Origin of the sequence: Nostoc sp. 'Peltigera membranacea cyanobiont' 210A, from assembly GCF_002246015.1 — a bacterium.
Lineage (GTDB): Bacteria > Cyanobacteriota > Cyanobacteriia > Cyanobacteriales > Nostocaceae > Nostoc.
The window spans coordinates 109,566-129,531 of the sequence record NZ_NOLJ01000002.1 but is presented as its reverse complement, the minus strand read 5'-3'; the positions used below and the strand labels follow the sequence as shown (position 1 = coordinate 129,531).

The 19,966-nt window shown below is 42.6% G+C and carries 19 protein-coding genes and 2 tRNA genes; 11 read left to right on the top strand and 10 right to left on the bottom strand.

Translation table 11 applies throughout. The features are described from left to right. The first annotated feature begins 114 nt into the window (after positions 1-114). The 4 genes from CDG76_RS05480 (at position 115) to CDG76_RS05465 (ending at position 2,882) form a co-directional block, all read left to right on the top strand. Complete coding sequence (locus CDG76_RS05480; RefSeq protein WP_223265138.1) at positions 115-450, top strand: DUF262 domain-containing protein; 336 nt, start codon at positions 115-117, stop codon at positions 448-450. Between the two features lie 28 nt (positions 451-478). Beyond that, positions 479-634 (top strand): GmrSD restriction endonuclease domain-containing protein, encoded by a 156-nt coding sequence (locus tag CDG76_RS39565; protein WP_094348079.1) that lies wholly within the window; start codon positions 479-481, stop codon positions 632-634. 368 nt (positions 635-1,002) lie between these two features. Beyond that, entirely contained in the window at positions 1,003-1,830 is an 828-nt protein-coding gene (locus tag CDG76_RS05470) for a metallophosphoesterase (protein WP_094348078.1), read from the top strand. Positions 1,831-2,048: 218 nt separating this feature from the next. Then, entirely contained in the window at positions 2,049-2,882 is an 834-nt protein-coding gene (locus CDG76_RS05465; RefSeq protein WP_094348077.1) for a metallophosphoesterase, read from the top strand. A gap of 598 nt (positions 2,883-3,480) precedes the next feature. Here CDG76_RS05465 and CDG76_RS05460 read toward each other — a convergent pair. Together CDG76_RS05460 and CDG76_RS05455 are read right to left on the bottom strand one after the other, a co-directional pair. Then, a complete protein-coding gene (locus CDG76_RS05460; RefSeq protein ID WP_094348076.1) occupies positions 3,481-4,233 on the bottom strand; it encodes a hypothetical protein in 753 nt (250 codons plus the stop codon). A gap of 372 nt (positions 4,234-4,605) precedes the next feature. Beyond that, a complete protein-coding gene (locus tag CDG76_RS05455; protein ID WP_094348075.1) occupies positions 4,606-5,217 on the bottom strand; it encodes a DnaJ domain-containing protein in 612 nt (203 codons plus the stop codon). A gap of 29 nt (positions 5,218-5,246) precedes the next feature. Between CDG76_RS05455 and CDG76_RS05450 the strand changes: the two genes are divergently transcribed. Both CDG76_RS05450 and CDG76_RS05445 read left to right on the top strand, forming a co-directional pair. After that, positions 5,247-6,344 (top strand): tocopherol cyclase family protein, encoded by a 1,098-nt coding sequence (locus CDG76_RS05450; RefSeq protein ID WP_094348074.1) that lies wholly within the window; start codon positions 5,247-5,249, stop codon positions 6,342-6,344. Between the two features lie 33 nt (positions 6,345-6,377). Next, positions 6,378-6,451, top strand: a tRNA-Arg gene (locus CDG76_RS05445). Here CDG76_RS05445 and CDG76_RS35830 read toward each other — a convergent pair. Next, on the bottom strand, positions 6,433-6,645 hold the full coding sequence (locus tag CDG76_RS35830; protein ID WP_143854026.1) for a hypothetical protein: 213 nt from the start codon (positions 6,643-6,645) through the stop codon (positions 6,433-6,435). The two genes, CDG76_RS05445 and CDG76_RS35830, sit on opposite strands and share 19 nt — an antisense overlap. 212 nt (positions 6,646-6,857) lie before the next feature. Here CDG76_RS35830 and CDG76_RS05440 point away from each other — a divergent pair, with 212 nt between their 5' ends. From CDG76_RS05440 to trxA, 3 genes are all read left to right on the top strand, one after another. Further along, a complete protein-coding gene (locus CDG76_RS05440; RefSeq protein ID WP_094348073.1) occupies positions 6,858-7,388 on the top strand; it encodes a YdcF family protein in 531 nt (176 codons plus the stop codon). A gap of 150 nt (positions 7,389-7,538) precedes the next feature. After that, positions 7,539-8,702: a GuaB3 family IMP dehydrogenase-related protein gene (locus CDG76_RS05435; RefSeq protein ID WP_094348072.1), complete on the top strand. Its 1,164-nt coding sequence runs from the start codon at positions 7,539-7,541 to the stop codon at positions 8,700-8,702. Positions 8,703-9,043: 341 nt separating this feature from the next. Then, positions 9,044-9,367, top strand: a complete 324-nt coding sequence (gene trxA, locus CDG76_RS05430; protein WP_094348071.1) for a thioredoxin — start codon at positions 9,044-9,046, stop codon at positions 9,365-9,367. 148 nt (positions 9,368-9,515) lie between these two features. Here trxA and CDG76_RS05425 read toward each other — a convergent pair whose 3' ends face one another. Further along, positions 9,516-10,109: a MarC family protein gene (locus CDG76_RS05425; protein ID WP_094348070.1), complete on the bottom strand. Its 594-nt coding sequence runs from the start codon at positions 10,107-10,109 to the stop codon at positions 9,516-9,518. Positions 10,110-10,320: 211 nt separating this feature from the next. Here CDG76_RS05425 and CDG76_RS05420 point away from each other — a divergent pair, with 211 nt between their 5' ends. Then, positions 10,321-11,133 carry a carbon-nitrogen hydrolase family protein gene (locus CDG76_RS05420; protein ID WP_094348069.1) on the top strand — a complete coding sequence of 271 codons (813 nt, stop codon included), beginning with the start codon at positions 10,321-10,323 and terminating at the stop codon, positions 11,131-11,133. A gap of 187 nt (positions 11,134-11,320) precedes the next feature. Here the strand turns inward: CDG76_RS05420 and fba are convergent, their stop codons facing one another. From fba to pdhA, 4 genes are all read right to left on the bottom strand, one after another. Further along, on the bottom strand, positions 11,321-12,400 hold the full coding sequence (gene fba / locus CDG76_RS05415; RefSeq protein ID WP_094348068.1) for a class II fructose-bisphosphate aldolase: 1,080 nt from the start codon (positions 12,398-12,400) through the stop codon (positions 11,321-11,323). Positions 12,401-12,725: 325 nt separating this feature from the next. Next, positions 12,726-12,797: transfer RNA gene (locus tag CDG76_RS05410), tRNA-Lys, on the bottom strand. A 61-nt stretch (positions 12,798-12,858) separates the two neighbouring features. Continuing rightward, positions 12,859-13,728 carry an aldose epimerase family protein gene (locus tag CDG76_RS05405; RefSeq protein WP_094348067.1) on the bottom strand — a complete coding sequence of 290 codons (870 nt, stop codon included), beginning with the start codon at positions 13,726-13,728 and terminating at the stop codon, positions 12,859-12,861. A gap of 87 nt (positions 13,729-13,815) precedes the next feature. Further along, positions 13,816-14,850: a pyruvate dehydrogenase (acetyl-transferring) E1 component subunit alpha gene (gene pdhA, locus CDG76_RS05400; RefSeq protein ID WP_094348061.1), complete on the bottom strand. Its 1,035-nt coding sequence runs from the start codon at positions 14,848-14,850 to the stop codon at positions 13,816-13,818. Positions 14,851-15,828: 978 nt separating this feature from the next. Here pdhA and CDG76_RS05395 point away from each other — a divergent pair. Then, positions 15,829-18,120 (top strand): IMS domain-containing protein, encoded by a 2,292-nt coding sequence (locus CDG76_RS05395; protein ID WP_094348060.1) that lies wholly within the window; start codon positions 15,829-15,831, stop codon positions 18,118-18,120. Between the two features lie 10 nt (positions 18,121-18,130). Here CDG76_RS05395 and dhaL read toward each other — a convergent pair whose 3' ends face one another. Next, entirely contained in the window at positions 18,131-18,760 is a 630-nt protein-coding gene (gene dhaL / locus CDG76_RS05390) for a dihydroxyacetone kinase subunit DhaL (protein WP_094348059.1), read from the bottom strand. Positions 18,761-18,805: 45 nt separating this feature from the next. Beyond that, positions 18,806-19,882, bottom strand: a complete 1,077-nt coding sequence (gene dhaK, locus CDG76_RS05385) for a dihydroxyacetone kinase subunit DhaK (RefSeq protein ID WP_094348058.1) — start codon at positions 19,880-19,882, stop codon at positions 18,806-18,808. Between the last annotated feature and the right edge of the window lie 84 nt (positions 19,883-19,966).

The window sequence follows — 19,966 nt, the reverse complement described above, 5'->3', positions numbered from 1 at the left end:
CCCAAGCCCTACAAAAAACTGAACAATACTACAACGACCTGAAATATTGCTGTTTTTAATGGGAAAACTAACTTTAGTAAAGTGCAGTCTACTATCCCACTAAAGCAGGTAAATATGAGCGCGGTTAAAATTCAAGCTACTGATTATCCTATCTCTAAAATATTTAGCAACGATTTTGTATTCACTATTCCTCTATATCAGCGTCCCTATGCATGGACAACCGAACAAGCTGGAGAACTGCTTGAAGATTTAATTACTGCTTTGGGAGACAGTGACGACAAAATTGATGAGATAAACCCATATTTCTTAGGAAATATTGTACTCATAAAAGGAGATAAACGAGATGCCCAGGTTGTGGATGGTCAACAGCGTTTGACTACACTTACTATACTGCTAGCTGCTTTACGGACATCCGTTTCTAAAGAACACATACACATATTAACAAAATAATAGTCAAGCCCAGAACTACGATTTTGAACTGAAAAAGCAGAAGTATTTCACTACGAAAACAGGTGTTTCAAATTTTGCGCTAACTACACAAGTGCTGATGGAAAAAGAATGGACACCTGAAGTTATCAATAAACGCCAGGAACAACTAATTGATAAACTGAAACAAGTTTGGCGTTTACAGTAGTAAATTGCACGTGCGTAGACCCATAGAGCAAAACCGAAGACATTCTGCTTCCGAGCTTGTTGTTAGACATCGCATCCAAAATTATACAGAAATTTGGAAAGCGATATCTTCTCTGCCATACGTTACGCATAGCTTGCTTCCTCGTAGGGGTACGATGGGCTACGCCTACGTAGACTAACTCTAATATTAATTAGTATTTTTGTACAAAATAATTTAGTAGTAAATTTGTTTTTGATTTGAATAAGTATAAATACACTAAAATCTACAGCTTTCATAAAATTCTCAACAAGTTGCACTGGTCGCTACACACAAACCAACAATGTTCAGTTAAGCTGTAAGCGCTATGATTGAGCTTTATTGAACGTTTTATGCATTGGTTGTTATCTGGGCCGTTGAGTACAGAAGCATTGACGGTTAACATTGCAGGGTTGCCTGCATCGTTACAAGGTAAAAAGCTGGTGCAGTTGTCAGATTTTCACTACGATGGTTTGCGGCTGTCGGCAGAGATGTTAGAAAAAGCGATCGCAGTGACTAACGAAGCTAAACCAGATTTAATTTTATTAACTGGTGACTACGTAACTGACGATCCGACACCAATTCACCAACTGGTACTTCGACTCAAACATTTGCAAAGTCGCAGTGGTATCTATGCTATCCTTGGCAATCACGATATATATAAACAGGCAAAAGCAGAAGTTACAGAAGCCCTTACTAGCATTGGAATTCACGTCCTTTGGAACGAAATTGCCTATCCACTCGGAAAAGAATTACCACTCGTTGGACTGGCTGATTATTGGTCACGGGAGTTTCACCCCGCACCAGTTATGAACCAGCTAAACCCCGATACACCCTGCATTGTTTTATCCCACAACCCAGATACTGCGGAGATATTACAAAGATGGCGAGTTGATTTACAATTATCTGGTCATACTCACGGTGGTCAAATCGTGATTCCCGGAATTGGCCCTGCGGCGTTGTTTTACGAAAAACTTGTAAAAAAAATACCCAGAAAAGTCAGGCGTCGATTCCCATTTTTAGAAGTAAATGTTTCTGTAGTCAAGCATTGGGAATGGGCGCAGGGTTTGCATCGGCTAGGTAAAAATCAACTATATGTCAATCGTGGTTTGGGAACTTACCTCCCAGGACGCTTATTTTGCCGCCCAGAAGTTACTATAATCACCCTACAAGGTGAGTAGGTAATTCCAAATTTAACAAAAAAGAACGCAACTTCAGCAGGTATTCTGGCTACTGAGTGCTTGCAAACTCAGTCAGAATCTGCTTAATTTCATCGCAGAATTTAAATCAATGAATTAATTGTATCTGAAGTAGATGACATAAATTATTGCATTTTATCAAGTTACATTTTTATTTTTGGTAAGCTGTAAGCGCTGGTATGAGGAGTATCGGTTGACTTATGCATTGGTTGTTTACAGGACATTTAAGAGTAGATAAAATAACGGTTAAGATTGCGGAACTTCCTGCATCTTTACAAGGTACAACGTTAGTACAGTTATCAGATTTTCACTACGATGGTTTGCGACTGTCGGAAGAAATGTTAGAAAAAGCGATCGCACTTACTAACGAAGCTGAACCAGATTTAATTCTATTAACTGGTGACTACGTAACTGACGATCCCACACCAATTCATCAATTGGTGCTTCGACTCAAGCATCTGCAAAGTCGCTGTGGTATCTACGCCGTACTTGGGAACCACGATATCTATTACAGCCACTCCAAAGCAGAAGTTACACAAGCCTTAACCAGCATTGGGGTGCATGTGCTTTGGAATGAAATCGCCTATCCACTAGGAAAAGAATTACCATTGGTAGGACTAGCTGATTATTGGTCACGAGAATTCTACCCCGCACCAGTGATGAATCAACTAGACTCGGTTACACCGCGCATTGTTTTATCTCATAACCCAGATACAGCCAAGATATTGCAACAATGGCGCGTAGATTTGCAACTATCTGGTCATACTCACGGTGGTCACATCGTCATTCCGGGTATTGGTCCTGTAGTACTCTATTATAAAAAGCTCCTCAAACAAATTCCCAAAAAATTGCGGCGTTGGGTAACATTTTTCTTAGGAGACTGCTCGAAAGTAGTTCGATATTGGGAGTGGGCGCAAGGGTTTCACAAGGTGGAAGAAAATCAACTATATGTCAATCGTGGTTTAGGAACTTATAAACCAGGACGTTTATTTTGTCCGCCTGAAGTGACTGTAATTACCTTAGTTAGTCATTAGTCATTAGTCATTGGTTATTAGTTATTGGTCTAAATAAATGACAAAGGACAAATGACTAATGACAGCCCTAACCGATCGGAGTGCAATTTAAATGCATAACACTCAAAGCAGAAACCGCCTGAAGCTACGATGGATAAATCTCAATAGCTTGGGGCGGTTCCTTGAAGATTGGAGAATTCAGAAATGACTAACTCAAAATAAGGTGGACAGTATTCGCGATCGCTTTACTCAGAATTGCACATCCTTACATTCCAACTAGGCAGGCATTTTCTGGCTGTGCGTTCTAAAACCTCCAAAACAACTCATTGAACTTAAGGCAAAAACACATTCAATGGATGCCACAACCAAGCATAGCGATCGCGAGAAGATTAGAGCAGGAGGCACAGGCTCTAATTTGAAAGTTTTTGTTTAACTTTTAACCTGTTTGTACCTTGGTCTTAATCTAGCATTGTGTTTGTTTAGCTACAAGACACCTTTACTAAACTTGAATACCATTAATTTATCGCAACAATTCAGAAATATTACTTAAAAATTGTCCCATTTGATAATATTGGCATTCACGCCAATATTATCAAGTGGGCTGAAAGTTCAGAAGCCTTTATTGACCAGAACCGCCTGCGGTAGAAGAACCATTATTAGATGTACTCTTTGACTGGTCTACTCCTTGAGGTGTAGTGGTTTTAGAAGTGTCACTTTTCGTACCAGGAGCAACAGTATTACTAGAACTATCGTTCTGCGAAGCCGGAGTATTGGTAGTTGGACTCGTCGCCGGACTTTGTGTCGCTTTAGGGGCTGGCTGGGTTACAGAAGGTGCTTTTTCTGCCGCAGGCTGCTGGGGCGGAATAGTAATGTTAATATCCGGTTGGCGAGGTGCAGAGGGAGGTGTAACTTGCTGTTGGGGAACAGGAACAGGAACAGCAACAGGTACAGGTACTTCCCTAGTTCTTTCGATTATCGTTGTTTGTGGTTGAGGAGATGCACTGGGAGTTGGACTACTCTTACTCGGTACTGGAACCACGACCGGCACAGCATTGTTAACCGCTGCGTTATTCTGCTGGTTGAAGTACCAAACCCCACCTATAACCAAACCAAGCAAGGAAGTAATGATAATACCTAACAGCAAACCACCACTAGCATTGTTTTCATCACGCTGGGCTAAATCTGCTTGATTGCTACGCTCAGTATTTCGACCTTGTACATAACCGTTGGTGTAAGAGTTAGGATTCGCTGCGTTGTTCTTTACTGTTTCACTGGTTCGCGTGAAGTCAGTGTGAGTATTGCCATTAATATCAGTGTAAGATTCTTGCTTGACTTCACTGTTTTTACTTTCGGGTTCATTGGGAATAGACATAGCTGTTGATTTCACTCCTCGATATGATGTTGACAAACTAAAAACTTTGTAAAAACAAGAGGTTTTACTGAGTTGAAAAATATATGTTGCTGATAACTGTTGAGTTTTATTTGCTACGCGACTGTTGGTGATTCTCAGGATAACCTCTGATATCGGCAAGTGGCTCTATCTGTAGGAAGTTAATACTTAATCAAGAGAAAGAGTGTCCCAAAGATGGATGTTATTAGACTTTGGTAGCAGCTTGTCGTTAGACATCACTCATACTAAGAAATCAGCAGCAAATCTTACTACATTTAGTATTCCCAGATATAAGTATTATCTAACTCTAGGTCTGGTGTCGCCGCCTGAAGTGTCTTAAACTATATCCACTCCTTATCTCCAACGCCGATTTAGCCGCAGTAAATTTTTTATCCTCTGACAAAATCTTTTTACCAGAGGTCTAGGTTTTGATACATATCTAGGCGATCGCGATCTACGCGCAGCGCCCGGATTTCTTAACTCTTCTTCTATTTGTGCAGCTTTATTTAAATCTGAAGCGGCTCTATATTCGTATCCCAATTGTGAGCAAACTAGCCCACGGTATTTATACGCATCAATATAGTGAGGATTGAGACGAATGGCGTGGGTAAAATCTGCGATCGCATCCTCATATCTTCCTTGAGTAGCATTTTCTACTCCTAAAGTGTAGAAAGTTTCTGCATCCCAACGATTGACAGATATTTTGGGGGGATTTTTAGGCGAAGATGAAGATGGATTTTCAGGAATAGGAGGCTCAGATGGAATTTCAGATTTGAGCCTGTTGTAAGCTGCGTTGATTGATTTGATTTTTTCTTCAGCTTCCTGTTTTTGCCTTTGATCGACAAAGCGATCAGGATGCCAAATTTTCACCAGTTTACGGTAAGTTCGCTTTACCTGTGCTTGAGAGGCACCGGGTTTTAGCCCAAGAATTTCATAAGCATCATTTATATCGAAGCGATCGCGCATACTGAAAAAATCGGCAACTATCTAAACCTATGTTAACTATTCCCAAAAATCCTCTCCAATCAACCCAAACCCCCCATTCTGGTTATCACTGGGATGGCAGTAGCCGTCGCTTCTTTGAAGGCTGGTATTACCGCGTCACTTTGCCGGAAATTGGGCAAACATTCGCCTTTATGTACTCCATTGAAGATCCCATCGGCGGTAAACCGTACAGTGGCGGTGCAGCCCAAATCCTCGGCCCGGATGATGAGTACCTCTGCCGTACTTTTCCTGATGTCAACAAATTTTGGGGTAGTCGGGATGTTTTGGGTTTAGGTCATTGGGGTAAAAATAATTTGCAAGTTTCTCCCCTATACCTCCTGCCAGCAGAGTTTGAATATCATGTCCAAGAAGGATATCAAGCGACAGCCACTTTGAATCAGGGAATAATTCGCGATCGCGCTACCAATAATTATTGCCGTTGGCAGTATGAAATTCAACCAGTATACGGTTGGGGCAATCAAAATGCCATTCAACAATCAACCGCAGGCTGGCTGTCATTCTTGCAGATTTTTGAACCTGGATGGCAAATTTTGATGGCTCACGGTTTAGCCAGTGGGAAGATTGACTGGAATGGCAAAATCTACGAATTCACTAACGCCCCAGCCTACGGCGAGAAAAATTGGGGTGGTGCTTTTCCTCAGAAATGGTTTTGGATAAATTGTAATTGCTTCGAGGGCGAACCCGACTTAGCATTAACTGCTGGCGGTGGACGGCGGGGTGTGCTGTGGTGGATGGAATCTGTAGCGATGATTGGACTGCACTATCAAGGTAAGTTTTATGAATTTGTTCCCTGGAATTCACAAGTTGAGTGGGAAATTCAGCCTTGGGGTAGATGGCAAATGAAAGCTAGCAATTCTAGTTATGAAATTGAATTAACAGGAACCACAGATTTACCTGGTACACCTCTACGTGCGCCGACAGCAGAAGGTTTAATATACTGTTGCCGAGACACCATGCAAGGAAAACTAAATTTAGAGTTACGAGAACTAAATGGGAGCAAATCTAAAATAATTATAAAAGCCGAAAGTTTTCTTTGTGGTTTAGAAGTAGGCGGCGGCTCTTGGGATAATTTTTGGCAGTCTCCCTAAAACTACTGCTATAATTATATATGCTTCGCAGTTGGGGTTGTAGCTCAGTTGGATAGAGCGGACGCCTCCTAAGCGTCAGGTCGTGCGTTCAAGTCGCACCAGTCCCGTTATCTTCAGACAATTCTATATAGTAATTTGCAGGGTAACAGCGTTGTTGTGCCCCTAATAGTGGTACGCCTGTTCGCCCAAGTCGGGATATCCGTCCACGCGACTGGCTGCTGATTCTGTGCAATTGAGAACTACTATATAAAGTGGTTAAAACTCTTTGATGAATCGTCCGATATCGGTTAGGATAATCCATCAATTAGAGGAAAAACTCCAGGCACGCTTAATCGCGCTGCTACATAAAAACCAACCAAATTTATATTTGGGCAAAATTTGGGCAGATTCTTGGGAAGTTTGCTACTCTACTATCAATTGTTTTTTCTTATAGCCAGAGAAAATTGTGTACTAAGTAAATTAAGTTATTGAGCCTTGAATAAGCTACTGTTTACAAATAAATCTTTTCGTTTTATGGCTTTTGTCCTACCAATATTTATGTGGTGGGGATACAAAGAAGTACAAAACCAATTTGTGCAGCCGCAAGCAGTTGTAGTGTTAGGTGGTTCAACGAGACATTTAGAGCGAGAAAAATTTACAGCAAAATTCGTTCGCGAGCATCCAAATATACCGATTTGGATTACAGGCGGCAGTCCACGTACATTCACCCAAAGAGTGTTTACCAAAGCTGGTGTTGATCCTCAACGTTTACACTTGGATTATGAAGCAGTAGATACAGTTACTAATTTTACTACTTTGGTAGATGATTTGCAAGCTCGCGGCATTAAGAGCGTTTATTTGATTACTTCCGACTTCCACATGCGCCGGGCTTGTGTCATTGGCGAAATTATTTTAGGTAGTCGGGGTATTTATTTAAAACCAGTGCCAGTTCCTTCCGAAAAACCCCCTGAATCTATCGAGAAATCTATTCGTGATGGAGCTAGAGCGGTAATTTGGTTAGCAACTGGTTACACTGGTGTGGATGCCGCTAAAAATAGACGGTAAATCAAACTAATTTTGGATTTTTAATCAGTCAAAATCCAAATGACTAATGACAGCCGTCACTAGTCACTTATATGGTTCGGGAAAAAAAATACCCCAAATTTCCCCACAATTTGATACCCTAGCTTAAACAGATTTGAGTAAAGTTAAAGCGTGGAAATTCAACTTGGGCGGGGAAAAACAGCTCGCAGAGCTTACGGAATAGATGAAATTGCTCTAGCCCCTGGTAATAGAACACTAGACCCCAGTTTGGCAGATACTAAGTGGCGTATTGGGAATATTGAGCGAGAAATCCCGATAATTGCTAGTGCTATGGATGGCGTAGTAGATGTTCGTATGGCTGTACGTTTGTCACAGTTAGGAGCATTAGGTGTCCTCAACTTAGAGGGTATTCAAACTCGCTATGCCGACCCAGAGCCAATATTAGATCGGATTACCTCTGTGGGGAAAGATGAATTTGTTGCCCTCATGCAAGAACTCTATGCCGAACCAATAAAACCGGAATTAATAGAACAACGTATTCAGGAAATTAAACAACAAGGTGGCATTGCGGCGGTGAGTGCGACTCCAGCCGGCGCAAGTAAATACGGTGAGGCAGTGGCCAAAGCTGGGGCAGATTTATTTTTTGTCCAAGCTACGGTAGTTTCTACTGCACATCTGTCACCAGAGTCTTTAGTACCACTCGATTTAGCAGAATTTTGCCGTTCCATGCCCATCCCCGTGGTGTTAGGGAATTGCGTGACTTACGAAGTCACGTTGAATTTGTTGAAAGCTGGGGCAGCTGGGGTATTGGTGGGAATTGGGCCTGGTGCAGCTTGTACTTCTCGTGGGGTATTGGGTGTGGGTGTGCCACAGGCAACTGCGATCGCAGATTGTGCCGCAGCACGAGATGATTACTACAACGAAACTGGCAACTATATCCCCATTATTGCTGATGGCGGTTTAATCACCGGTGGCGACATTTGCAAATGCATCGCCTGTGGTGCAGATGGTGTGATGATTGGTTCCCCCTTTGCTAGAGCCACAGAAGCCCCAGGACGAGGTTATCATTGGGGTATGGCGACTCCCAGCCCAGTCTTGCCTCGTGGCACCCGCATTCGCGTTGGCAGCACTGGTAGCCTAGAGCAAATACTCATTGGCCCAGCAGGACTAGATGATGGTACTCACAATCTTTTAGGAGCCTTAAAGACCAGCATGGGAACTTTGGGAGTGAAAAATATTAAAGAAATGCAGCAAGTGGAAGTTGTGATTGCACCTTCTTTATTAACCGAGGGCAAAGTTTACCAAAAAGCTCAACAATTAGGTATGGGGAAATAAAATTGGCGACTGGGGACTGAGGACTGGGTACTAGAAAAGAGTTATTTTAATCCTAATTCCTAATCCCTAATCCCCAATAATTCTTCAATAAATTTTTCTGGCCCCTTAAACAATTGCTGGAAAAATCCGATATGTCGCTTACAATAGAAATAGCGGAGACGCATGTTTCCGTTCACTCCTCACACCACACTCCGCCCGGACTACTGTTCGGGCGGTTCCTTATGTTTATAAATAAATTCTAGAGCTTCTTTGCAAATGTACATCCTCGCACTCCCAAGCTGAGGTTTTTGCTATGGTAGAATTTTCACCAAGCTCAGATATTATTGGCGAAGGTTTTAGGCATGTCAACAGCCGCACAAGTTACCGATTCTAGTTTCAAGCAAGAAGTACTCGACAGCGATGTACCAGTTTTAGTTGACTTTTGGGCACCCTGGTGCGGACCATGCCGTATGGTAGCTCCTGTTGTCGATGAAATCTCCGAACAGTACAAAGGTCAAATCAAGGTCGTCAAAGTCAACACGGATGAAAATCCTCAAGTTGCTAGTCAGTACGGCATCCGCAGTATTCCTACATTAATGATTTTTAAGGGTGGACAAAAAGTCGATATGGTGGTTGGCGCCGTGCCTAAAACTACATTAGCTTCCACTCTCGAAAAGCATCTTTGAAACTCAATCGGCAATAAAATCCTCTTGAGTTATCCATTTTGTTCTAACTTTAAGTTAATTTTCATAAACAAGTTTGAGAGGCGCAAATTTGCCGTCTATCAAACTTGTTTACATTTGTATACACTTTCAGAATATTTTTAGGAATTTTCTAGCTCAAAAACAACTCCCTAATTCCCGTACTACCAATTTCCACCGCTAGCGCAGCCAACAGAAAGCCCAAAAGTTGAGTCACAATTACTCCACCTTCTGCACCAATCCACTGGTCAATCAGATTTGCCAAACGCAAAATTAACCAAGTGACAAACATCGCCCCTACGATACCCACCGCCACAGCAATATGCGGACTCTGTGATTTCGACATCAGCAACATCACCGTTGTCAAAGTCCCCGGCCCCGCTAACAATGGTAAAGCTAGTGGAGTAATTGCGACATCGCGTCCTTCTTCAATAATCGGCTGATCTAATTCTCCGCGCAGCATTTGCAAAGCAATTAACAGCAACAATATTCCTCCTGCTACTCGCAAAGAGCCGATACTGATTTCCAAGTAATTTAAAATTATTTGCCCTGCAAAGGCAAATAGCAAAAGAACTGCGATCGCAATGATAATTGCTTTATCTATGACTTTGTTTCTTTGGTCTGGCATCATACCCTTAGTCAAAACTAAAACAATCGGTATATTGCCCACAGCATCCGCCAAGACAAACACAGCAATAAATGTTTGAATGAGAATAGAAATATCCACAGTAGACAGTTTTTATCAAGGTTTGATCACAACCTAATCTTTATCTTGCTCAGTTTGCTATAACCCAGAGGAAGATTAAGAGCAGTAATAAAACCAGTGTGTGTAAAGAAAAGCAATGCTGACGCATTTCTAATTAAGTTTCACAAATCTTGAAGTAGCGATATATTTTGATAATCTCTTTTCCATAAATCAACTGTTCGTTGTTGAATCTATGAAGTCTTATTTAGCCGCCGCTATTCAATTGACCAGTGTGCCCGATTTACAGAAAAATTTGGCACAGGCAGAAGAATTAATAGAGCTTGCCGTGCGTCAAGGTGCTGAATTGGTGGGTTTGCCAGAAAACTTTTCCTATATGGGAGAAGAAAAAGATAAACTCGCACAAGGTGATGCGATCGCTCTTGAAAGTGAAAAATTTCTCAAAAAAATGGCTCAACGCTTTCAAATTACCATCTTGGGCGGCAGCTTTCCACTTCCAGTAGACAATACAGGCAAAGTTTATAACACCACTCTACTTATCGACCCCAGCGGTCAAGAACTTTCCCGCTACTACAAAGTACACTTATTTGATGTTGATGTCCCCGACGGCAACACCTATCGGGAATCCAGCACTGTTGTGGCTGGTACTGAACTACCCCCCGTATATTTTTCAGAAAAGCTCGGTAATTTAGGGCTTTCTATTTGTTATGATGTCCGATTCCCGGAACTGTATCGTCATCTGGCAGATAAGGGAGCCGATGTTATCTTTATTCCCGCCGCTTTTACCGCCTTTACAGGTAAAGACCACTGGCAAGTACTATTACAAGCCAGAGCCATCGAAAATACCGCCTACGTCATTGCTCCTGCCCAAACAGGCAATAACTACGGCCGTCGTCTAACCCACGGCCACGCCGTTATTATCGACCCTTGGGGTGTAATTTTAGCCGATGCTGGAGAGAAACCGGGAATTGCGATCGCAGAAATCAAACCTACTAGGCTTGAACAAGTCCGCCGTCAAATGCCCTCTTTACAACATCGGGTGTTCTAGTAGAGAGCAGGGGAAGAAGAACTATTGATTATCGACCAATGCCCAATGCCCAATGCCCCATTCCCCATTCCTAGCCCTTATGAATACAACAAAAAACCGGGTGTTTACCCGGTTTCTGACAACATTAAAATCCTCAGTTTTTTAAGAGCATAGCAAGACTATGCCCCTATTTATTTAGTTGTCAAAATTAAACTTTAGCCGCTGCCTTGGTAACAACGTTAAGTTCACCTTTAGCATACTTAGCAGCAAAATCTTCCAAAGAAATTTGCTTAATCTTGCTGGCGTTGCCAGCTGTGCCAAATTGCTGATAGCGTTCAGCACAAACCTTCTGCATGTATGTAATAGAAGGCTTGAGGAAGTGACGGGGGTCAAACTCCTCTGGTTTTTTAGCCAAAGCTTCACGTACAGCAGCAGTAATAGCCAAACGGTTGTCGGTGTCGATATTTACCTTACGTACACCACTCTTAATCCCTTTTTGGATTTCTTCTACAGGTACACCGTAGGTTTCAGGAATTGCACCACCATATTGGTTAATCAGTGCAAGCAAATCTTCAGGTACAGAAGAAGAACCGTGCATTACCAAGTGAGTATTAGGCAGACGGCGGTGAATTTCTTCAATGCGGCTGATGGCCAAAATTTCACCAGTCGGCTTACGGGTAAACTTGTAAGCACCGTGGCTTGTGCCGATGGCAACAGCCAAAGCATCTACCTGGGTTGCTTCTACGAATTCAACAGCTTCATCGGGGTCGGTTAGCAGTTGAGAATGGTCGAGTGTACCTTCAAACCCATGACCATCTTCAGCTTCGCCAGCACCAGTTTCTAGAGAACCCAAACAACCGAGTTCACCTTCAACGCTGACACCCAAAGCATGAGCTACATTTACAACTTCGCGGGTAACATTAACGTTGTACTCGAAGCTAGCGGGAGTTTTAGCATCAGCTTCTAAAGAACCATCCATCATCACGCTGGTGAAGTTGTTCTTAATTGCTGAGTAGCAAGTAGCAGGTGCATTACCATGATCTTGGTGCATGACAATGGGAATGTGAGGATAGGTTTCTACCGCTGCTAAAATCAGGTGGCGGAGGAAGTTTTCTCCTGCATAAGCACGAGCGCCGCGTGAAGCTTGTAAAATTACGGGGCTATCTGTCTCGACAGCAGCTTTCAGGATCGCCTGAATCTGCTCCAAATTGTTAACGTTGAAAGCTGGGATGCCGTAACCGTTTTCAGCTGCGTGATCCAACAGCAGCCGCAGTGGTACAAGCGCCATAGATAGTCCTCCTAATGTGGTTGTCAGCTAGTCGGTCTGAGAGAAGCGTAATCATTACGCTAAATCTTAAGAGTTTTTTCAACTTATAGGAAATTATAACTAGTGTGGTGTATCTATGTTGAAAAACTTTACGCCATAGTTACTATAAATATGTTGTATATTTGCTCTCTACAGTTGTACTATGCCCTACACCTGCTCTGTATTGCTGTACATTTAGCTACCCTAGAATTAGTAGCTCTGGTAGCCCAGTATCCCAAATTCTCCTTCCTGCAATTACAAAGAGCAGCGATCGCTTCTTTACATCATTTAATAAACTTCTATTATATGGGTCGCCCGGGATTCGAACCCGGAACTAATCGGTTAAAAGCCGAGTACTCTACCGTTGAGTTAGCGACCCTTTCGCTGCATTTCGCAACTTTGCAATCATAGCATATACATCTGTAGATTTGTAAAGGGGTTTAGAAAAAATTGGCAGTCAATCTTACAGATGCTGTATGGCTAGCTCCTGGTGCTAACACAGTCAGGTTATTACCAGTATTGAGAGAGTTACGAGTCGCACTCCAAGGTTCTAGACAGTAGAATTCTTTGCCTTTGACTGTCCAAAATACCAGGTAGGTAGAGAAATCATCATAATCCAACGTGAGTTTTAACTTCCGACTGCGATCTATCGCGGTGGCTGATTGACTCGTTAGCTGTCCAAAGGCAAAATCAATTTCATCACGGCTAAAGTCAAAATTGCCGTCAAAAGAGTGAATTTCCTTAGTTTGATTATCTTGATACTGCTTAGAGGGAATTTCAAGCTCTAGCTGAGTTTTATCACCACACAAAAAGTACGGATGGAAACCAGCCGAAAAGGGCATTGATGTAGATGACAAGTTTTTATACTGCTGGCGGACTTGTAGGGTATTACCTTGAAGTTGGTAGGTGAAAGCTAGTTGAAAATCAAAAGGATAAACAGCCTTAGTTTGCTCATTACTATCAAGAACAACAGTGAGGCTAGCTTTATCTCCAGTTTCTTGTTCTGTTACTTTCCACGGCAATTCACGAGCAAAACCGTGTTGCTTGAGAGTATATTTTTGCCCGTTATGAGTGTAAGTATTATCTGGTAGATTGCCACAAATAGGAAACAAAATTGGATTCCCACCTCTGACACTCAACTCAGGGTGAGTAAAGCGTTCAGTATCCAGGTAGAAAATTTCTTGTCCTTGAATGCGCCAACGGGTGATGATACCGCCGCGTTCGGGTACTACCTCCAATTGAGAACCAGCGGCTTCGTCAGAAAGAATATAGGTCTTGTATTGTTGCTTTTGAACTGCAATGCTAAACACAAATTTTAGTCCTGGGTATAGGGATAGTTAGAGTTGTGAGTTAGGAGTTAACAATTCATAACTTCTAACTCCTAACTCCTAACTTTGTTATTCGTCTTCTGCAAACACGAAACGATATAACTCGCTGGGGTCTGGTTCAGGACTGCTTTCGGCAAACTTAACCGCCTCGTCGATTACGTCCTGAATTTTAAGGTCAATGGCTTTGATTTCTCCTGCATCTGCGAGATTTTGCTCCAGTAAATAAGCTGCCAACTTTTTAATTGGGTCACGGGCGAACCAAAATTCTTTCTCCGCTTTGCTTCGCATTTCATCTGGGTCAGCCAAGGAGTGACCCCGGAAGCGGTAGGTAAGCGCTTCAATTAATGTTGGACCTTCACCTGCACGGGCACGGGCTACAGCTTCTTGAGCTACGGCTCGAACTGCTAGTACATCCATGCCATCTACTTCCACGCCCACCATGTTAAATACACTGGCTTTTTTATAAATCTCTGGCTGGGAAGTCGCTCGTTCGTGAGACATCCCAATGGCCCACTTATTATTTTCGACCACAAACAGAATTGGCAGTTTCCATAGGGCTGCCATATTTAGTGTCTCGAAAAACTGACCATTATTAGCTGCACCATCGCCAAAAAAGCAAGCTGTCACTTGGTCAGCGTTTTTATCTCCCAGCACTTCGCGGCGGTATTTGCTTTGAAACGCCGCTCCAGCTGCTACAGGAATTCCCTCAGCCACAAAAGCATAGCCACCCAGCAAGCGATGTTCGGCAGAAAACATATGCATAGAACCACCGCGTCCTTTGCTGCAACCTGTGGCTTTGCCAAATAATTCTGCCATTACCTCTCTTGCTGGTACACCCGCACTCAGAGCATGAACGTGGTCGCGGTAAGTACTACAAACGTAATCTTCACCCGGTCGCATTGACTGGACAACACCACTGCAAACGGCTTCTTGACCGTTGTACAAATGGACAAAACCAAACATTTTGCCCCTGTAGTACATTTCAGCGCACTTGTCTTCAAACAAGCGCCCTAATACCATGTCCTCATACAACCGTAATCCTTCTTCTTTTGTAATATGCGTAGTAGCAGGATTAAATGTGGGTAAAGTACGCTCTTGAACCATTATTTTTGAGTATCCCTGTTGTACAACTTAAAGTTACGGTCTTAAATAAGTTGGTCTGATAACACCTCAGCTTTTAATAGGCTAGCGTTTGTAAGACTCAACAAACTTTATTTATGCACCAAAAAAGGGTCTTAGGGAATAGCTGAATTTTTAATTTTTGATTTTTAACTTTTCAGCTGATGCCCCGTGAGGATTTGACTCTAACGGCAATATTTACCGCTTTGGGTTTTTCTCTCTCACCAAAACAGTGCTGAGTAACGTTAGCGGAAGCGGGGCGTTTAGCCCGTGCTGAGTAAAAAGTAAATATTAGACCGATTAGGCATCAAATCAGTTACGAGTAGTGAGTACTTAGGAAAAGATTCACAAGTACTACGTCTTACTCCTTACTTCTTACTCAGAACTCAGCACGGGCTAAACCTTAGCTATCCGCTAACAAAACTCAGCACTCCTAAATATTCCCCTTCATAGACTAGCAATCAAGATAGACTGCTTTCTGCATATCCATTAACAATTTAAAAAAAAAGGAGGCAAAAATTTATAATACCCAAATAGGTAATTGTAATTAAAGGTAAATTATGATATAGTTTCATTCTCTTGTTATCAGGGTAAATCCCCAATAGTGGTATTTTTGTTACCGATCTAGTGGGAAAGTCCCAAAAAAATCAATCATCAATAGATTCTTCCAGCCACAACAATTATGCCGTGATTAAAAGCGGTAGTTGTGGTTTGTGGTATCGAAGGCTGATAATAGTTGTGTTAAACAAAAATACTAAGAATTAAAACAAACAATTGAGGCTTTCTAGGCGAAAGCAAAAAATTAGTACTAGAATGTGACTCAAAATTTCGGGAAGGTACAAAACAAGTTGTTGCAATATACACTTGTAGAGTAAATTCTATACGGCATTTTTATGGCACGGTTTTACAGGCCTGGAAAGCTCTAGGTGAATTATGTTGATCACGGTGCAGGGGAAGTAGGCTGTGCGAATTCCGCTAGATTACTACCGAATTTTAGGACTACCGTTAGCGGCAAGTGAAGAACAATTGCGACAGGCATACAGCGATCGCATTGTACAATTGCCGCGACGTGAGTATTCTCAGGCAGCAATTTCTTCTCGTAAACAACTCATAGAAGAAGCTTACGTGGTTTTATCAGATCCAAAACAACGCAGTACCTACGATCAGCTTTATCTTGCTCACGCCTATGACCCTGATAATCTTGCTGCTGCGGCAGTAGCACTGGAAAATCGTCCAGAAAGCACCAAAAGGGGTAGTGACACCCAAAGTTTGGGTATCGAAATTACCCAAGACGAGTTGGTTGGCGCTTTATTAATTTTGCAAGAGTTGGGAGAATACGAACTTGTACTAAAACTAGGTCGTCCGTACCTGGTAAATAAAAATGGTGCTACAAGTGCAAGAAAGGGCAATAATTTAGTAGACGAAGAAATACACGAAAGTGCTGAACATCCTGATGTCGTTCTCACTGTCGCCCTTGCTTGTCTAGAATTAGGTCGCGAACAGTGGCAGCAAGGTCACTATGAAAATGCCGCCATATCCCTAGAAACTGGTCAAGAACTGTTGGTACGCGAAGGATTGTTCGCCAGTGTCCAGGCAGAAATTCAGGCGGATCTTTATAAATTGCGACCATATCGAATTTTGGAGTTGTTGGCACTACCTCAAGAAAAGACTGCCGAACGAAGCCAAGGTTTGGAATTATTGCAAAACCTCTTAGAAGATCGTGGCGGAATTGATGGCACGAACAATGATGACTCTGGTTTAAATATAGATGACTTTCTGCGGTTTATTCAGCAGTTACGCAACCACTTAACAGTCGCCGAACAGCACAAGTTATTTGAAGCCCAAAGCAAACGTAATTCTGCTGTTGCCACTTACTTAGCTGTTTATGCTTTGATAGCACGGGGATTTGCTCAACGGCAACCAGCTTTAATTCGTCAAGCAAGGCAAATGCTCATACGTCTGGGTAAGCGTCAAGATGTACATTTAGAACAGTCGCTATGTGCTTTACTCTTAGGACAAACTGAAGAAGCGACTCGGGTTTTAGAACTTAGTCAGGAGTATGAAGCTTTAGCTTTTATTAGAGAAAAATCTCAAGACTCTCCAGATTTATTACCAGGGCTGTGTCTATATGCAGAACAGTGGTTGCAACACGAAGTATTTCCGCATTTTCGAGATTTAGCAAACCAGCAAGCGTTTCTAAAAGATTACTTTGCTAACCCACAGGTACAAGCTTATTTAGAAGCACTGCCAACGGATGCAGAAACAACTAATGAGTGGGCTGTAATTAACCCCCAAAATTTTCCACAGCCACAGACAAATAATTCGCCTTTCCCTAAAAATTTAACTAGGACTCCAAGGCAATTTAATCACAGCAGAACACCTGACCTAGATTTACCAGAAACACCAGAACATTTAAACTTCTCACCTCCTATGTGGAATTCATCTGGAAGTGTAAAATCAGAGGTTCCTGCTGCTGAACGGACGAGCAGAGGCACTAATCAGAATTTGAACGGTTCAGTTAAAAGTGCTACACCTGCTCATAACCAAAAGCGTCGGCGGAGAAAACCTACTCCATCTGCTATCCGGGAGCGTGTACCGGATAATCGTCCCCATTCTCGTCGTCCTCGGCGGCGGCGAACTTTTGCTAACACCATAGAAGGGAAAACACGGCTGGTATGGAGAGTGTTTATTTCTTTAGTGAGTATTTTAGTTTTCTGGGTGTTAGCCACAACAACTTTTGGATGGTTAAAAAATCTGTTTTTTCCTACACGACCTGCACCTGTTTCACAGTTGTTTGTACAAATAAATCAACCACCAATATCTATTCCCCCTCCAAATAGTCCACCACAAGGACTAGATGGCCCTTTAACAGATGCAGCGGCACAGGAAATCATTCGCACTTGGCTATCTACTAAAGCCGAAGCTTTAGGGCCGAATCATGAGATTAATAATTTAGAGCAGATTTTAACTGGTTCAGCTTTGTCTCAATGGCGGGTGATTGCTCAACAGGCTAGGTCTGACAACCGCTACCGCAAGTACGAGCATAGCGTAAAGGTAGAATCTGTAGAAAAAATTGATTTATTCGCAGATCGTGCCGCAGTGGTAGCTACGGTGAAGGAAGCGACGCAGTTATATGAAAATGGTCAGTTTAAAAACTCTTCTAACGATAATTTACGAGTTCGGTACGAATTGATTCGAGAACGAAGTAAATGGCGTATTCAAAGTACATCTGTTGTGAATCAGATAATTAGATAAGTTGTAATGTTTAGGTTTCCAATACCTCTAACAAACTTTTCAACATCAAATAAGTAGAAGTCCCTCCTGGATCTGGATGTCCGATACTCCGTTCCCCCAGGTAGCTAGCCCGTCCCTTTTTCGCTTGCATTGGTATAGTTTCCTGCAACCCTTTTTGAGCTGCTACTACAGCCTGTTGCATAGCTTCCAGCGTTCCCTTACTTTCTTCTACAGCTTGCCCAAAAGCGGCTACAGATGGAGACAGCACATCCACCATCGTTTTATCTCCTAGTTGCGCTTTGCCACGTTGCAGCACCCCGTCTAGGCCTGCTTGGAGTAGTCCTAAAACATCTTGTTCTGTTAATTCTTGCTTACCAACTACTGCTGTACTGGCTCGTAAAAACCAGGTGCCATAAAGAGGGCCACTAGCACCGCCAATAGAAGAAATTAAGGTCATACTTACAGCTTTAAGAATGCTGCTGATGTCCTTGTCTGTAAGAGTTGGTAACTGAGCGCTTACCTTTTTGAAGCCGCGATCCATATTGATCCCGTGGTCAGCATCTCCGATCGCAGCATCTAATTCTGTCAAATATGCTTTATTCTGCTCTATCTCCGTTGCATAAGCCTGCAACCACTGTAATATCTGCGACTGACTCACCATATTAAAATAATTCGTAATTCGTAATTCGTAATTCGTAATTCATGATTATGAAATTCCCCAACGCCAACTCGGCGTTTTTACTGGTGCATCCCATAGGCGGATCATCTCATCATCTAATTTCAGCAGGGTAATGGAACAACCTTGCATTTCTAGAGATGTGATGTAAGGGCCTATCAAGTTTCGCACGATTTGCAATCCTTGCTGTTCGCAGATTTGGGCGAGTTTGCGGTAAACAATATACAGTTCGGAAATCGGGGTTCCACCCATACTATTGACGAAAGCTAATAAGCGATCGCCTTTTGCAAATGGTAGATTTGTTAGTTCTACATCTACCCATTCTTCTTTGATTTCATCCCACTCGCGCAGTGTACGGCTGTATGCTGCATCCTCAAGGAGCGATCGCGTTAAAATTTCGGTAATCTCATCTACTGATTTAATAGCTGTGCGTTCTGTTCCTGGCTCACCGTGGATACCGATACCTAATTCGATTTCGCGATCGCTCAATTCAAATGTCGGTGTTCCATTAGCTGGCACTGTACAAGATGTTAAAGCAATTCCCATGCTCCGCCCATTCAAATTTACCCGGCGACACAAATTTGCTATTTGTGGCAAATCATACCCTGCCTCAGCCGCCGCGCCACAAATTTTTTCCGCCAGTATTGTTGTTCCCACACCTCGCCGTCCTTGGGTATAGAGGCTATCCTTCACTGCTACATCGTCATCAATCAAAATATTTAGTGATCGAATGCCTTCACTACGGGCTAACTCTGTTGCCATCTCAAAGTTCATCACATCGCCACTGTAGTTTTTGACGATATAAAGGATACCAGAGCCTCCATCTACTTGTTTGGCTGCTTCTAGCATTTGGTCTGGAGTTGGTGAAGTGAAAACCTCACCAGGACAAGCTGCGTCAAGCATTCCTTTACCCACAAAACCAGAGTGCATTGGTTCATGTCCACTGCCACCACCTGAAATAATTGCTACTTTACCCGGAATAGGTGCATTGGCTCGATAGACAAAAGTCGGATCGTAGTTCAGTTTAATTAAATCGGAATGAGCCGCCGCCATACCTTCTAGACTTTCGCGCACAAAGTCTTCCGGCTTGTTGATCAGCTTTTTCATAATCCGTGTTTGGTTAAAAAGGTGCTAAAACTCAGGTTATAGCGCTTCTCGTTTCTATGCAATAGAGTCTGACCTCTCTCTAAA

Coding starts and splice junctions, on each gene's coding strand:
- dhaK (WP_094348058.1), bottom strand. CDS start 19,882: ATGAAAAAGCTGATCAACAAGCCGGAAGACTTTGTGCGCGAAAGTCTA.
- CDG76_RS05420 (WP_094348069.1), top strand. CDS start 10,321: ATGAAGTCTTATTTAGCCGCCGCTATTCAATTGACCAGTGTGCCCGAT.
- CDG76_RS05480 (WP_223265138.1), top strand. CDS start 115: ATGAGCGCGGTTAAAATTCAAGCTACTGATTATCCTATCTCTAAAATA.
- CDG76_RS05440 (WP_094348073.1), top strand. CDS start 6,858: ATGGCTTTTGTCCTACCAATATTTATGTGGTGGGGATACAAAGAAGTA.
- CDG76_RS05460 (WP_094348076.1), bottom strand. CDS start 4,233: ATGTCTATTCCCAATGAACCCGAAAGTAAAAACAGTGAAGTCAAGCAA.
- pdhA (WP_094348061.1), bottom strand. CDS start 14,850: ATGGTTCAAGAGCGTACTTTACCCACATTTAATCCTGCTACTACGCAT.
- CDG76_RS35830 (WP_143854026.1), bottom strand. CDS start 6,645: ATGGATTATCCTAACCGATATCGGACGATTCATCAAAGAGTTTTAACC.
- fba (WP_094348068.1), bottom strand. CDS start 12,400: ATGGCGCTTGTACCACTGCGGCTGCTGTTGGATCACGCAGCTGAAAAC.
- CDG76_RS05455 (WP_094348075.1), bottom strand. CDS start 5,217: ATGCGCGATCGCTTCGATATAAATGATGCTTATGAAATTCTTGGGCTA.
- CDG76_RS05450 (WP_094348074.1), top strand. CDS start 5,247: ATGTTAACTATTCCCAAAAATCCTCTCCAATCAACCCAAACCCCCCAT.
- trxA (WP_094348071.1), top strand. CDS start 9,044: ATGTCAACAGCCGCACAAGTTACCGATTCTAGTTTCAAGCAAGAAGTA.
- dhaL (WP_094348059.1), bottom strand. CDS start 18,760: ATGGTGAGTCAGTCGCAGATATTACAGTGGTTGCAGGCTTATGCAACG.
- CDG76_RS05465 (WP_094348077.1), top strand. CDS start 2,049: ATGCATTGGTTGTTTACAGGACATTTAAGAGTAGATAAAATAACGGTT.
- CDG76_RS05470 (WP_094348078.1), top strand. CDS start 1,003: ATGCATTGGTTGTTATCTGGGCCGTTGAGTACAGAAGCATTGACGGTT.